The following is a 15,570-nucleotide window of genomic DNA, read 5'->3' on the forward strand; positions in this document are numbered from 1 at the left end:
AAAGCAATTTCTTTTGCTTTTTATTGCATTATACGTAAAAAATAATTGTTACATGTGAAAGAAAAGCTTTTAAGGAAATAACAAAATAGCCCTAAGCCCTGGATTTGCATTTTCGAGTAACAATTCACCCCCATGAAGTTTCATTACAGCTTTTGCTATACTAAGACCAATGCCAAAACCAGGTTGTGTACGGCTTTCTTCAAGACGAACAAAACGCTCTGTTACTTTTTCACGCTTATCTTCTGCAATTCCTGGACCATTATCACTCACAACAACCAGCACATGTTCACCACGATATTCCATCGATAAGCATACCTTTGCCTTCCTTCCATCTTTAGATGCATATTTAATTGCATTATCAATAAGATTAAAAATTGATTGTGCAATAAGCTCACGATTTAACTTTAGCTCTTTATCAAATGTATTTCCTAACTGGAGAAGAACACCTGATTCTTCAGCAAAAGGTTCATAAAGTTCAACAGCATCTTCAAGAATAAGCTTCATATTCATCAACTCAAGGTGCTCAATTGCACTGCTAGCTTCGATACGTGAAATCATTAAAATCGCATTAAAAGTACGAATAAGTTGATCAGATTCGATAATGATCCCATCAAGTGCTTGTCGATATTCCAATTTTGTTTTTTGTCCTGAAAGTGCTTCTTCCGCGCGATTTCTAAGGCGTGTTAATGGGGTTTTTAAATCATGGGCTATATTATCCGAAACTTGACGCAAACCAATATTTAATTCTTCAATACGATCTAACATAACATTAAGGTTAGCAGACAGCCGATCAAACTCATCCCCCACCCCAGAAACAGGTAAACGCCCACTAAAATCTCCCTCCATCAAACGCTGTGATGCAGCTGTAACATGATCAATCCTTTGCAAAGCTCGCCTACCAACAAAAAACCATATGAGTAATGCTCCTCCAACCATTGCAGCAAGAGCAATCATGACCGCTTCACGAATGACCGCTGCAAAACGTTCTGGTTCATCCAAATCGCGTCCGATTAGAATCTTCATGGCATTGGGCAAATCAACAACAATTGCCAAAGCGCGATGTTCACTTGTTTTGCCATGTTCTCCAAAACGCGAATACAAAAAAGAATTTGGAATAAAGCCATTATGATGCAGAAGACTTAACTCAATACGTGCAACATTGCCTGCTAAAATCCTACCCATAGGATCAGTAACAAGATAAAGAAAAGCTCCTGGTTGTCGTGAACGGTAATCAATAGTGCGTATTAATAAAGGGAGTCCACCATAATTATAAGCATTTTCGATATATTTTAATTCTTCATGTAAAGCTTGCTCCGTTTGCTCCGTTAACAACGAAGCAGAAAATGATGTCATATAAATAGAAAGCCCTATTGCAACTAATCCAAACAATAAAATATAAAGTGCTGAAAGCCTTAACGCAGTCGTGCGCATTATATTGATCAAACGGTTCATATCTTCGTATCTGGTGCTTTTAGCATATATCCAGCTCCACGCACAGTGTGAAGAAGAGGAACATCAAAATCTTTTTCAATTTTTGCTCTCAACCTAGATATATGGACATCAATGACATTTGTTTGTGGATCAAAATGGTAATCCCATACATTTTCCAAAAGCATAGTGCGTGTTACAACCTGACCAGCATATCGCATCAAATATTCAAGTAAACGAAACTCTCTTGGTTGCAATACAATATTTCTATCACCCCGTTTTACAGTATGTGCTAACCTATCAAGTTTAAGACTTCCCACACAGTAAACAGTTTCTGCCTCTTTAGGATTTTTCCGCCGTTGTAAAACTTCAACACGAGCAAGAAGCTCAGAAAAAGCATAAGGCTTTGTCAAATAATCATCACCTCCTGCACGCAAGCCTGTTACACGATCATTTACTTGCCCTAAAGCTGAAAGGATAAGAACTGGTGTTTTATTGCCTTTAGCACGCAATTCAGAAATAATAGAAAGACCATCACGATGCAAAAGCATCCGATCAACAACCATAACATCATAATTTTCTGTTTCAGCTAAAGTGTATCCAGTATCCCCATCATAAGCAACATCAACGGAATGCCCCGCCTCTAAAAAGGCTTTTTCGAGATAACGCCCCGTCTCATGATCATCTTCGATAACGAGTATCCTCATCAAACGCATCTCCATTCTTTATATTAATTACATTACATAGTAGAACAGAAATCATGTAGATTTCTGTTCTACTACTAATAAAGTATTATTTTTTAAAAATTGGAAGAGCAACAAAACGATTGTGACCATTTGTTCGCACTTGTAAGAGTATAGTTTTCCGCCCTAGCTTTTGAGAACTCTTGATTGTATCAGTAATATCAGAAACCTTTTTAACTGGTTTATTATTAACTGTCACAATTATATCACCAGGACGCATTCCTTTCTCTGCAGCATCTGAATCTGAATCTACATCTGTTATAACCAATCCTACATCATCATCAGCTGGCGCAACAATTAAGCCATAATCTTCCAATGTATCATCTGCATCACTGTGTCCATTTAAAAGTTTTTCTCCTTCTGTCTTACCTGCATCTTCAGGCATTGAAGAAAGTTTAACCTTAATCTTATCCTCCTTACCAGATCTCCAAATACCTAGAGTTACTGTTTCTCCTGGTTTAATATTTGCAATACGTTTTGCCAAATCACGTGCATCAGTGATCTTTTCATCATTGACTGAAACAATTATATCACCAATTTTGATACCAGCCTTCTCTGCAGGCCCTTTTAATGGATCAGTAACCAAAGCACCTGCAGCTTCTTTCAAACCTATTGAATCAGCAATTTCTTTTGTTACTGGCTGAATTTGAACTCCAAGCCAACCACGTTGGACCGAACCTTTCTCAATCAATTGTTGTACAACTTGTTTTGCTGTCACTGCTGGAATAGCAAAAGCAATACCAACATTTCCTCCAGAAGGAGAAAAAATAGCTGTATTCACTCCAACAACCTTGCCATTCAGATCAAACGTTGGGCCACCAGAATTTCCTCTATTAACAGCGGCATCAATCTGAATAAAATCATCATAAACACCAGTGCCAATATCCCGTCCACGTGCTGAAACAATGCCTGCTGTCACAGTTCCACCAAGACCAAATGGATTACCAATAGCAACGACCCAATCACCAACGCGAAGCTTTGAATCATCACCAAAATCAACATATGAAAACTTTCTTTTGTCATTTACTTTTAATACTGCAAGGTCAGTTCGCGGATCTGCACCAATCAGCTTTGCATTTAATTCAGTCCCATCATCAAGAACAACAGAAAAACTTGTTCCATCAGAAATGACATGATTATTGGTCACAATATAACCATCAGAGGAAATAAAAAAACCCGATCCAAAAGCTACAGGCCGAAGTCTATGCGAACGCTGTGAAAACTTGTTATTAGGTTTATCGTTATCAAAAAATTCTTTAAAAAACCTTTTCAAGGGATGTTGATCAGGTAATTGGTCAATACCTGGACCACTAAAAAAATTGCTAAAGAACCAATCTTCTTTCTTTTTATTGCTCTTTACTTGCACCGAAACAACTGCAGGCCTTACTTGAGCAACAATATCTGCAAACCCTGGCTGCTGTATTAACGAAGACAATACAGAACTTGCATGTGCTTCTGTCGTCCATAGGCTTGATCCACATCCACTAAAAAACAGTGCACTTTCTAACATTGCAGAAAAACTTACTGCGACGAATGTTTTCAAGAAAGTTTTTTTAACCATTTGGTATACGCTCCTATTCAATCATATCATTATCCCAATTCCTGTTCTTTATAAAATAACAGACCTTACCGTTTTCTGTCTAAATTGTTAAAGTTTTGTAAGATTTAAAGGACCAATAACACGTCATTATCAATGAAGAATGAACTCTCAATTTAAACAATCCCAATTTTTTTACTTAATAATTTTTGGGAGAGACTTTTCTCCATTGGCATTAAAAATAACTATTTTGCCTGTTTATACCGTATGATTTGAAAAAATAAAGCACTTGCGCCAATGATAATAATAATCAAAGGAGACAACCATAAAAGCCAAGTTATCTTATTAAATGGTGGTTTCAAGAGGATAAATTCACCATATCGCTCAACAAGGAAATCAATAACCTGCTGATTACTATACCCCATTTTCAATCGCTCTCGAATTATAAGACGCAAATCACGTGCTAATGACGTATCTGAATCATCAATTGATTGACTTTGACAAACGGGACAACGCAAATGTGATGAAATATTGCGTGCACGCAATTCAAGAACTGGATCTTCTAAGATTTCATCCGGTTCTACTGCTAGAGCTCGATGAAAAGAACAAAAAGCAATTAAAAAAAGCAAAGTACGAAGCCATATTTTTTTCATTTCAATGCCTTTTTAAAAAGCTTAATACGAAAAGCACCCTGCGGCCACCTAATACGAAACCAATAACCTAAAAGAGAAAGACATCCTCCCATGGACATCATGAAAACACCTAACCAAACACATATTATATAGGGCTTCCACCATATATGCACAGCAAGTCCATGATGATCTATATGCCCTGGCACAATATATAGCTGCGATAAACCATAACTTTGGATGCCAACTTCTGTCGTTGATGTATTTTGACTAGAATAGAATCGTTTTGATGTTGTTATATTGTGCATAGTATTTTTGTTATCAGATATCGTAAAATTAAATTCTCTTGAAGAATAATTCGGACCAGCACTATCATGCACTTCATTAAAATGTAGCGTCTTACCCGCTATCGTAACAATATCTCCTATACGCATAATTAAAATACGCTCTTGACCGAAAGCTGCCGCACAGACAATACCTAACAATGTAACACCTAATCCCATATGCGCTATTGCAGCACCAAAAACAGACCATGGCAGTCTAATCAATCTTCCCACACGTACCAATAAAGCTATTTTACTATGCCCACTTTTTCTCCAAAGATCAGCTAAACTGCCTAAGATAACAAATGTGGAAAGCCCAACTCCTGAAGCTGCAAAAATATCACGCAAAGATGTGGCATAAAATGTTATAAAAAAAGTAATGCAGACTAACGCAAAAACAAACCATAATCGTTCAAAAACAGCAAGAAAATCTCCCTGTTTCCACCCCATCATTGGCCCAAATGGAACCAACAATAGTAATAATATCATTAAAGGCCCACATGCTAAATTAAAAAAGCCGGCTCCTACAGAAATTTTTTCTCCTATCAATACTTCAATAAAATAAGGATAGAGCGTACCAATAAATACAACCGCCGTTATTGTTGTAAGAAAAAAATTATTTAAAACAATAAAACCTTCACGTGAAATTGGGTGAAACAATCTTCCCGTTGTCAGGGCCGGTATCCGAAAAGCAAAAAGAAGAAAAGCCCCTCCTGTAAAGAAAAATAAAATCGCAAGAATTGCCTGACCACGCGCAGGATCAACAGCAAAACTATGAACAGACATTAAAAGACCAGAACGAACAAGAAAAGTCCCCATAAGAGAAAGAGAAAACGTAAGAAGTGCCAAAAATAATGTCCAACTTTTTAATGTTTCCCGCTTTTCTAGAACAAGAGCAGAGTGTAAAAAAGCCGTACCTGAAAGCCAAGGCATGAGCGAAGCATTTTCAACTGGGTCCCAAAACCAATAACCACCCCATCCAAGCTCATAATAGGCCCAGTAGGATCCCACCATAATACCTAATGTCAAAAAACACCAAGAAAGTAAAAGCCAAACGCGAACTTGGCGCGCCCAAACTTTATCAACATGCCCCATAATCAATGCAGCTATTGCGAAAGAAAAACAAAGTGAAAAACCAACATAGCCTAAATAAAGAAGAGGTGGATGAATTGCTAACGCGATATCCTGTAAAAGAGGATTGAGATCTTTTCCCTGTAATGCTGGTGGATCAATACGTAAAAATGGGTTGGAGACAAAAAGAATAAATAAAAGGAAAGCATTTGTAATCCAACTTTGACAGATTAAAATTAATGCCTTGAACGTCTCTGGAAAACGGTGGCTAAAGAATGCCATCAATGTACTAAAGAAAGTAAGGTTTAAAACCCATAAAAACATAGAACCTTCGTGATTTCCCCAAACACCAGTAATTTTATACAGAATTGGTTTTTCTGAATGAGAGTTTTCTACAACATTCAAAACTGAAAAATCAGAGACAATATGCGCATAGACAAGTATCAAAAAAGATAAAAACAATAATGTAAAAGTAATATAAGTCAAAGGAACAACTGTTTGTATTAAGGAACGCTCCTTCCACAAAATACCTAAAGCGGGTAAAAAAGCCTCTAATAAACTTACTGCAAAGGCTGCAGCTAAAAAAATATGACCCAGTTCGATAAGCACAATCGAATTATTTCTCCATCTTATAATATTTTGGGGAACGCTTAGCTGTTGCTTTAGACATATAAGTCTCATCATGTTTTGCTAAAACGCGTGTTGCTATAAAAAAACCTCGTTTATTAAAAGCTCCTTCTACGATAATACCCTGACCTTCACGAAAAAGATCCGGTAATATGCCATTAAAAATTACTTTTTCGTGTTTTATATTATCTGTTATGAAAAAAATGACGTCCATCTCTCCAACATATTTAACACTCCCTTTTTCAACAAAACCACCTAAACGCAACGGGCGTTCCGTTAAAATATCTTCTCTTGTGATTTCAGATGGCATACGAAAAAAACTTATTGTATTACGCATTGCATACATCATAAGACTTGCAGAAATTATTATAATAAAACAACATAATAAGATGAACAGCAGTCGCTTCCTTTTTTGCTGCTTTAAAATGACTTTCAGTGAAGGAAAATTCTGGAAAGATTGACTGTTCATAGGAACTCTACAATTTTTTTATAAATATATTATATAAAGTTGTATTATGTATATATTCTTATTTTAGAAAACTGAGAACATCTTGTATATGGATACAACTGCTTATTTGCTCCTCAACAATAGAATAATCCTCTCTGTTTTTATATTATAAAATAGCTATAGTGACTTCTTGAATATTTTAATTAAGTGAATCACGTAATTGCACTATCATTGCTTTAACGCGCGCGCGCCCTGAAAAATCTTTAGGCATTGTATCAAGAAAGTTTTGTAAGAACTGTATGGCTTGAGCAGGTTTGCCCGCTTGACGAAGCGCATCGGCTAATAATAAACGAGGATAAAAGTCTTTCGGCGCTAAATCTGCAGCTTTTTGAAATGCATTTTGTGCTTCTTGCGTGATCACGCCTCCCTCATATCCCACTAATGACAAACCATACCCCACAAGTCGTGGAGCCGATTCTCCATTCAAGCGAAGTGCATCTAAATACATGTTTACTGCTTCCTGAAAAGAATTCTCTTCTAGGTATCCTATTGCCAATGCGTCCGCTAACCTGCCATCATGAGGTGAACGAAAAAAAAGTGCTTGTAGACGAACAAGCTTCTCATGCCTCTTGAGCTTTTGGGGATCCTTATCCATAAGTTCTCTAAAATAATAACTTTTAACTTCTGGATTGCCTGTCAAACCGTAAATGCTCCATGTTATCAGAAGCACAAACAAAATACTAAAAGCTTTAAGAATATGTCTTTTTTTATCATGTGTACAATGTTTGTTAGTTGTAACTGAAAGCATATGATATCTATAATGTTCAAACATTGTATCTTGCTTCTCGTTCTTTGTTCTATCATTAAATTGTAGCAAACGAAAAAGAAGACTTGCTAAGAAAATAAGAAAAAGTGCTGCTAAAATAAAGAGCATATTACTTTTTACCAATCCAATAACAAAAAGCAGCCCAATTTATTGTCTCACTCTTCATAGGAATACTCATATAAAATAATAGAAACTTCTTTTCCATAAAGAAAAGCATAAAATTTATCATTCAATTTTTGAATATATATCAAAAGTAAAAACGCAAAATTTTCTCTTTATAGCTTCATTATAAACATATATCTTTTTATATTGTACAATAACCCACGCTCTATGATCCTGCTATTATTTAATTATACCCTAAAGAGGCAAAAAGAGAATATATTTATCCTCGCCTTGGTAATAAAACTTTTGCATATAATCCCCCCAAATCAGAACGTGATAAAAAAAGATCACCATTATATTCATTAACCATATCTGATACAATTGCTAACCCTAAGCCTGTTCCTGGCTTACTTTCATCAAACCGCCGCCCTCTTTTTAAAGCTTCCTCAACTTTGTCTTCTTTTAAACCAGAGCCATCATCTTCTACGAGGATACTAAAGCATTCTGTTTCTTTAATATTTTCTTCTAAATGACAAGAAATAAGAATTTTTGTACGGGACCATTGAGCAGCATTCTCAATCAAATTCCCTACAATTTCCTCTAAATCTTCTTTTTCTCCAGCAAAAATAATATCATCGGCCTCCATAACGAATTGAAACTGTTTTTCAGGATTAAGTTTTTCTATAACCCGCACCAGACGATCTACAACTTTGCGAACAGAAGTATGATAAATAATGCTATCACTCTGTGCCGCGATTCGCGCACGTTGAAGATAATGATCTATTTGAGATTGCATTATTTGTGTTTGTTCTTTCAGCAAAAAAGCCTGTTCTCCACACATCTTATCAACCTCATTTATAATCACTGACAAAGGCGTCTTCAATGAATGTGCAAGATTACCAACTTGTGTGCGAAAGCGTTGAATAATACTCTGATTATTATTAATAAGGGCATTCATTTCTTGTGCTAGCGGCGTAACTTCACTGACTAAATCTGTATTCACATAATGAACTCTGCCTTCGCGAATGTCATTCAAGGCGCATCGGATAAGCCTTAATGGCTGAAAACTAAAGAAAATGATAGCAAGGTTGATAAAAACACTCCCTATGCCAAAACTCCAAAGAAAAATTTGTAAAGTCCTTTTAAATTCCTGCACTTGTGCATGTGCTTCATCGATATTCCCAACAAGACGAAAACGTGCAATATGATTCTGATCATCAAGAACAACATCACTCTCAATAACTTGTAATTTCTGGCCATTTTCTCCCTTTATTCGATAAGAACGAGAAAATTTGTTGTCAAAAGGTATATCTATATCACTGGGTGAAAAAATTTTTCCTGTTCCCAATGATGGAGACGTTAATCTTCCTTTTAAATTATGGGATATGGCCACAACCTCCCAGTACCATCCTGTTGTTGGATCAGAATAACGAATATCATCAATTCCAAAACTTCCTCTCAAAATACCTTCTGAAGATACTGTAACTGTCGCAATAAGACTATAAAGTTGCGTAACGAGAATACGCTCTAGGCTTTGTTCACTTGAGCGCTTATAAAATAAAATACTAACTGCAGAAATCGACGAAAGTGAAATAACGACCCATAATGTGGATAAGATCATAACGCGTAAACTAAGAGACCTACTAATGAAAAAAAATAGCCTCTGAAGCCGATTATTTTTTTTTAAAATATTCATGGATCACCTAGCGTTCTCACGCGATAACCCATTCCTCTGATAGTTTCTATCAAATCAACCCCAAGTTTTTTACGTAATCGACCTACAAAAACTTCAACTGTATTCGAATCCTTATCAAAATCCTGATCATAAAGATGTTCAATAAGCTCTGTTCTTGAAACAACTCTATCACAATGATGCATCAGATACGAAAGAAGTCTGAATTCATAAGATGTTAATTTAATCAACTGACCATCTACAAAAACACGAGAAGACTTAGTATCCAACAAAACACTACCGCAGTGTAGCGCACTTGTAGCATGTCCTGTAGCGCGACGAATTAATGCCCGCAATCGCGCTATTACTTCCTCCACATGAAATGGCTTAACAACATAATCATCAGCACCTGCATCAATTCCAAGCACCTTATCAGACCAACGATCTCGCGCTGTTAGCATTAAAATAGGCATAACGCATCCCTCTTGACGCCACTTTTCAACAACACGAATTCCATCGATATGTGGTAAACCTATATCGAGAATTACCGCGTCATAAGGTTCTGTACTTCCTAAAAAATAAGCTTCCTCACCATCAAAAGCACTATCCGAAACATACCCCGCATTTCTTACAGCTTCCACTAATTGATGGTTAAGATTCCGATCATCTTCAACAATTAAAATACGCATAACAACATTATAAAATTTGCCAAAAACTAATCAGCTGGGACAAAAACCTCAACACGACGCAACTTCTCACCGTCATGGGCTGGAACAACAACCACAACCATACACATATCTTTTCCTTCGTGAATAACCGGTTTTAAACTTACTAACACCCCATCTTCTTGAGTAGCAACCTTTTTACCAACTACAGAACAACCAGCAGCCAGAACAGAATCTGCCCCTAAAAGAACTGCTATTATTATAAATGAGAAAACTTTTTTCATCATAGCTATTTTATAATTTCGTCTCATTACTCTTTTGAATATAAAATGAATAATGGCTTTTGTCTGTTCAAAACTACGTATAAAGCACATAATACTTTATTTACATGAGCACAATGTGAAAATAATACTCTAAATTTAAGCAAATTCAAAATAAAATATTTTTAAAGATTATCAAAATAATTGAAACGTACAATTTAAAAAAAATATAAAAAATAAAATATAATCATAAATAATTCGCTCATCATAATCTTATGATAAATTCTTTCTTTATTAAAACTATAGAAAAAAAATACTCTTACTCCATATACTTATTATAGACTTATTTCATTGTGTTACTTTGCTATAGGCTATTTTAAAATGTTTGATTTTTTTAAAAAAAAGACAATACAACACAATAAACCATTTCATAGTCCCACACATATTGAATTAGATGCACAGTTAGATACAACACTTTATCGTATCCGTTCTGCTCATAATTTTTTTTGGCATACAGCAAAACTTACTTCACAATATTTTTATATCCGAGGGTGGAAACGTTTTATCATCGAAGTACTCGATGAAACGCTGACATTAGGATTAATTGGTTTTACTCTTTTTACCATTGTTGGTATTTCAGTTTTAGACGTAACAAAAAAGGATTGGTATCCTCTAAAAAATTTTTCCGTTCTTTTCTTAGATCGCTATGGAAATCCTATCGGTCATCGTGGAGCATTACCAGCTGTTCCTGTCCCCATTGAAGAAATGCCCGATTATGTTATTAAAGCTGTTCTCGCTACAGAGGATCGTCGTTTTTTTGATCACTGGGGTATTGATTTTTACGGACTCACACGAGCAATTTCACATAATATGCAAGCAAAGGGGAGCGTTCAGGGTGGCTCAACCCTAACACAACAACTAGCTAAAAATTTATTCTTAACAAATGAGCGAACTCTTACACGTAAAATAAAAGAAGCCTATCTCGCTCTTTGGTTAGAATTAAACTTTAGCAAAAAACAAATTTTACAACTTTATCTTGACCGTGCATATATGGGAGGAAACAACTTCGGTATCACAGCAGCTGCAAAATTTTATTTTGATAAGAATATACGTAATATATCGCTTAGTGAAGCTGCTATGTTAGCTGGACTCTTCAAAGCTCCAACAAAATATGCCCCCCATAGTCACCTCTTTGCCGCCCAAACACGGGCTAACGTAGTACTTTCTAATCTGGTTAATAGTGGCTTCATGACTGAAAGCCAAATTATTAATGCCCATCGTCATCCTGCTAAAGCGCTTACAAAAATAGAGCAGCATCATCCTGATTACTTTCTTGATTGGGCATTCGAAGAAGTCAAAAAAATGCGTGCTCAACTGCCAAGCCATACATTAATCATTCAAACCACTCTCGATCCTAATATTCAAAAAGCAGCAGAAGAATCAATCGCGTATCATTTACATCAATATGGTCAACAATATCGCGTAACACAAGCAGCCACTGTGATACTCGACAATAATGGAGCTGTATGTGCCATTGTTGGAGGCGTAGATTATAATAAAAGCCAATTTAACCGAGCAACACAAGGTGGACGACAACCTGGTTCTTCCTTCAAACCTTATGTCTATGCAACCATACTGGAACGTGGTTTGTCGCCTTCAACAATCGTTTCAGATGCTCCTATTAATTGGGGGGGGTGGTCACCGAAAAATAACTCTGGTCATTATCTTGGTAAAATCGATCTAGCAACTGCTTTAGCTTTTTCTATTAATACAGTTCCTGTTTATCTTACCTATCGATATCTTAACCGTGATACTCAACCTATTATCAATCTGATCAAAAGTATGGGGATTCACGCCCATATTTTATCACATAAAACTATGGTTCTGGGAACATCTAATATGACTCCTATGGATCAAGCAATCGGTTTTAATGTCTTTGCGAATGGAGGGATGGCTGGAAATCTCCATGGTTTTATACAGATCAAAACAACAGATGGACATATCATATGGGACTTCGATCATAACGGAAATCATCTACATCGCGTTCTCAGTAGACAGTCAGCAGCTTATATGAATCAAATGTTAGTTGGTGTTACAACACGTGGATCTGGTAAACGCGCCGCTCTCCCAATGACCCTCGTTGCTGGAAAAACCGGAACATCACAATTCTATCGCGATGCATGGTTTGTTGGCTTTACTGGTAACTATACTGGGGCTGTATGGATGGGAAACGATAACTTTTCACCAATGAATCGTGCTTTTGGCGGTGGTATTCCAGCCATGATATGGCATCGTATCATGCTCTCTGCGCATCAAAATATCATGCTAAAACAGCTATATGGTGTCAAAGATTCTCTTCTCCCTTATAAATCACCAATTACTTCTTCTTCCAATAACTCTGAGTTTATACCTCAAATACCCTATACTCTTTCACCTGAAACATTAAATATCGTGCAACTCATTCATAAAGATCTAGAAAAACCATCTGTAGTCTCTTTAAAGATGGAAACTATTGGAGATTCTACACTTTGAACTCAAAATATTCTATAACCTTTTCTAATATTGCTGTTTTCTTTTTCATTCTCACTTTTTCTCTCTTAGGGGGCGTATGGAGTGTTGATTACACCCTCAATTTCTTTCATAATTTTGGACGCTTTACAATTGGAGAATGGTTTGCTTATCCAAATGTAGGAACCATAAATGCAGACCCCTATACTCGTGCACGCACAGCCAAACAAGGCAATATTTCAATGGGAAATACAGAAGGGCTCGTTTTTCAAATTTGGAAAGATAATCATGGACGTCTCCTGCATCCCAATTGTCATTACTTACTTAAAGGATATATTCCTGAAGCTCGCTTTTTTACTCTTTATACAGCCGATAGATTTCTCAAACCCAATACCTCATCCCAAGATATACCTTTCGAACTTTACACCGATACGCTCATTTACGAAAGTGATGGCTCATTGCGCGTAAATATTGCACAGACACCACAAATCGGCAATTGGCTTGCAACAGTTGGCCAAAAAGAATTCGGGCTTATTCTTACCCTATACGACACTCCAATCATCTCTACAACAGCATTACACAAACTCACTATGCCATCTGTAGAAAAAATTTCATCAGGACAAAAAAACTGTGACTAGATTTATTCACGCCGGACTTCTTACAGGCATTGGAGCACTCATTGTCCATATTTGCTTTTTATTTTTGCTTCCCTATTCAGCAAAAAATACTATATGGTCAAAAATTGAGAAATTAGGAGCCTCTTACCAGTTTGTGGACTTGACTCCAGAAAACCCTATCCAACAATCTATTGACCCATTTTTTCTTCTTAAAGCTTGTAGATTTGATCTTCAAAATGGTCCTGTTCATTTAAAAGCTTTAAAAACAACACAATTTTGGTCCCTAGCCGCTTATACACAAAATGGAGTCATTTTCTACAGCCTTAATGACCGAACAGCACCCCATGCTACACTTGATCTTATTATTGGAAAACCTATACAAATCATAGAGCTTAAACAATCAAACCCTAAAAACAATAGTAACTCTGTTTTCGTCTCTCAAAATTTGAATAAAGGTTTCGTACTCTTACGAATCTTTGCCCCTTCCCCACTGGCAAAGACAAAAAGCAAAGCATTCTTTTCATCTGCCACCTGCCATACGTTTAATGGATAAATGCACATCAACTGCTAACTTATACAATGCTTTACCTTCTACTAAAATGATGACTAGAAGTTGAGAGAATATAAAGCATTCTTGACCTTAAAAATAAGTGCTTTACTTTTGTCTTATGATCAGAAGCTTTTTGTAAGAAAAAATCCTAAAAAAATTTTCTTATGTTTTGCAATTGAGGGAGATGCAAACTTCATGAAAAAGAAATATATTCGATTTGTTTCAAGAGCAGCGGTTTGGTCACCTCGTTTTGGTGGATTAGCATTTTTTATTTTATTATTTTCAATAATTTTACAACGTTTTTCCATAATTAACATATCAAACTTCATCATTTTGATAATAATCTCTACTTGTTGTATTGTTTTTTCCCTTTTTTTTGCATTTAAAGCACTTTACAGCTTATGGATATATGGTGCTCTAGGGGGAATGAAAGCTTTAAAAGGAATTATTTATTCATTCATTACAGGTACACCATTAGTATTATTGTTTGGACTTTGGTTTTCTTTACCAGCTCTTCACGATGTTTCTACTGATACACGAAGACCACCAGCTTTTTTTCGCACAATACGCCCCAATGATGCTTTACCGCTTAAAAGTGTTTTAATCGAACAAGAAGCATTACAAATGTCACAATGGCCGGAAATATCAGGACGTCGTTATGATGGTTCTCCTGATCGTATCCGCGACTCTGTTCTCAATGTTTTAGCGACTTACGATTGGCCTATTATTGCTCAACGAGAGTTCAAAGGCGAAGAACATGAAATTTATATTGAAACGATAGCAAAAACCCCTTATCTTAACTTCATTTCAGATATTGTGATACGTTTAACCGATGAAGGAAATACAACTTTTGTCGATATGCGTTCTGCTTCACGTTATTTGCCAAGAGATTTAGGTACGAATGCTGCATTTATTATCAATTTTATGGATGCACTTGATACAGAAATTGCTTCACTTCCTCTTTCCCAGAAGAATGAATAAAAATTGAAGAACAATACTCTTTTTAAATAAAAAAGCTTATTTTTCAATAAATTTTAATATAAATGAGAACTGGTATCCCTAGCTTTTATATACAAAATCCACATTTTCATTTCCTAAGAAGCTTATATCATCTTCTGTAAGCTTATCCATCAGCGTATCAATAGAGAACTCATAAGTATTTTATTTACTTTTACCATAATTATTTCAAATAACTTATTTTTGATAAAAAACATACCATCAATGTCACCCTAAAATAGATATTCATAAGTTAGTATTGCATACATAAGATAAACACTTGAAATCGAAGCGATTCATCATGAAACATTTATTTGTGCTAGAGAAGACCAAAAAATAATCAAAGAAAGTCGGTAGAATCTGCTTTATAAAGTTTGCAATGCAAAAAACATTACAAATCACTACGCAAATTCAGAAAGTTAGCAGAAACGCATACTGATAATATTATATTTTTTACAAATGAAAGCGATTTTTAGCTAAACTGAAGATAAGATAATATTACCTTACTAAAAGTTGATAGAAAATAGATTAAAAGAATCAATAGAAATACACTTCCCGCGCTTTCCCA

General features: G+C 35.8%; 14 protein-coding genes. 4 read left to right on the forward strand and 10 right to left on the reverse strand.

Annotation, left to right across the window (positions count from 1 at the left end; genetic code table 11):
* Positions 1-69: 69 nt before the first annotated feature.
* The 10 genes from K3248_RS05770 to K3248_RS05815 all read right to left on the reverse strand — a co-directional run bounded on the left by K3248_RS05770 (position 70) and on the right by K3248_RS05815 (position 10,358).
* Complete coding sequence (locus K3248_RS05770; RefSeq protein ID WP_220717434.1) at positions 70-1,452, reverse strand: sensor histidine kinase; 1,383 nt, start codon at positions 1,450-1,452, stop codon at positions 70-72.
* A complete protein-coding gene (locus tag K3248_RS05775; RefSeq protein ID WP_220717435.1) occupies positions 1,449-2,135 on the reverse strand; it encodes a response regulator transcription factor in 687 nt (228 codons plus the stop codon). The genes K3248_RS05770 and K3248_RS05775 overlap by 4 nt, the downstream gene beginning before the upstream one ends.
* Before the next feature lie 85 nt (positions 2,136-2,220).
* The gene (locus K3248_RS05780) at positions 2,221-3,732 is read right to left on the reverse strand and encodes a DegQ family serine endoprotease (RefSeq protein ID WP_220717436.1); all 1,512 of its coding nucleotides are present in this window, start codon (positions 3,730-3,732) and stop codon (positions 2,221-2,223) included.
* A gap of 221 nt (positions 3,733-3,953) precedes the next feature.
* Positions 3,954-4,361, reverse strand: a complete 408-nt coding sequence (locus K3248_RS05785; RefSeq protein ID WP_220717437.1) for a cytochrome c-type biogenesis protein — start codon at positions 4,359-4,361, stop codon at positions 3,954-3,956.
* Positions 4,358-6,340: a heme lyase CcmF/NrfE family subunit gene (locus K3248_RS05790; RefSeq protein ID WP_220717438.1), complete on the reverse strand. Its 1,983-nt coding sequence runs from the start codon at positions 6,338-6,340 to the stop codon at positions 4,358-4,360. The genes K3248_RS05785 and K3248_RS05790 overlap by 4 nt, the downstream gene beginning before the upstream one ends.
* A 7-nt stretch (positions 6,341-6,347) precedes the next feature.
* On the reverse strand, positions 6,348-6,827 hold the full coding sequence (gene ccmE / locus K3248_RS05795) for a cytochrome c maturation protein CcmE (RefSeq protein WP_220717439.1): 480 nt from the start codon (positions 6,825-6,827) through the stop codon (positions 6,348-6,350).
* Between the two features lie 178 nt (positions 6,828-7,005).
* Positions 7,006-7,740 (reverse strand): tetratricopeptide repeat protein, encoded by a 735-nt coding sequence (locus K3248_RS05800; RefSeq protein ID WP_220717440.1) that lies wholly within the window; start codon positions 7,738-7,740, stop codon positions 7,006-7,008.
* A 274-nt stretch (positions 7,741-8,014) separates the two neighbouring features.
* On the reverse strand, positions 8,015-9,430 hold the full coding sequence (locus K3248_RS05805) for an ATP-binding protein (RefSeq protein WP_220717441.1): 1,416 nt from the start codon (positions 9,428-9,430) through the stop codon (positions 8,015-8,017).
* Complete coding sequence (locus K3248_RS05810) at positions 9,427-10,095, reverse strand: response regulator transcription factor (protein ID WP_220717442.1); 669 nt, start codon at positions 10,093-10,095, stop codon at positions 9,427-9,429. The genes K3248_RS05805 and K3248_RS05810 overlap by 4 nt, the downstream gene beginning before the upstream one ends.
* A gap of 26 nt (positions 10,096-10,121) precedes the next feature.
* Positions 10,122-10,358 carry a hypothetical protein gene (locus tag K3248_RS05815; protein WP_220717443.1) on the reverse strand — a complete coding sequence of 79 codons (237 nt, stop codon included), beginning with the start codon at positions 10,356-10,358 and terminating at the stop codon, positions 10,122-10,124.
* A 354-nt stretch (positions 10,359-10,712) separates the two neighbouring features.
* On the opposite strand from K3248_RS05815, the gene K3248_RS05820 reads away from it, so the two are divergent.
* The 4 genes from K3248_RS05820 to K3248_RS05835 all read left to right on the forward strand — a co-directional run bounded on the left by K3248_RS05820 (position 10,713) and on the right by K3248_RS05835 (position 14,987).
* Positions 10,713-12,863: a transglycosylase domain-containing protein gene (locus tag K3248_RS05820; RefSeq protein ID WP_220717444.1), complete on the forward strand. Its 2,151-nt coding sequence runs from the start codon at positions 10,713-10,715 to the stop codon at positions 12,861-12,863.
* Positions 12,860-13,477, forward strand: a complete 618-nt coding sequence (locus K3248_RS05825) for a DUF1214 domain-containing protein (RefSeq protein ID WP_220717445.1) — start codon at positions 12,860-12,862, stop codon at positions 13,475-13,477. The genes K3248_RS05820 and K3248_RS05825 overlap by 4 nt, the downstream gene beginning before the upstream one ends.
* Positions 13,470-14,009 (forward strand): DUF1254 domain-containing protein, encoded by a 540-nt coding sequence (locus tag K3248_RS05830; protein WP_220717446.1) that lies wholly within the window; start codon positions 13,470-13,472, stop codon positions 14,007-14,009. The genes K3248_RS05825 and K3248_RS05830 overlap by 8 nt, the downstream gene beginning before the upstream one ends.
* A 192-nt stretch (positions 14,010-14,201) precedes the next feature.
* The gene (locus K3248_RS05835) at positions 14,202-14,987 is read left to right on the forward strand and encodes a DUF1499 domain-containing protein (protein ID WP_220717447.1); all 786 of its coding nucleotides are present in this window, start codon (positions 14,202-14,204) and stop codon (positions 14,985-14,987) included.
* Positions 14,988-15,570: the final 583 nt, after the last annotated feature.

This window comes from Bartonella raoultii, from assembly GCF_019659805.1.
GTDB classification, from domain to species: domain Bacteria; phylum Pseudomonadota; class Alphaproteobacteria; order Rhizobiales; family Rhizobiaceae; genus Bartonella; species Bartonella raoultii.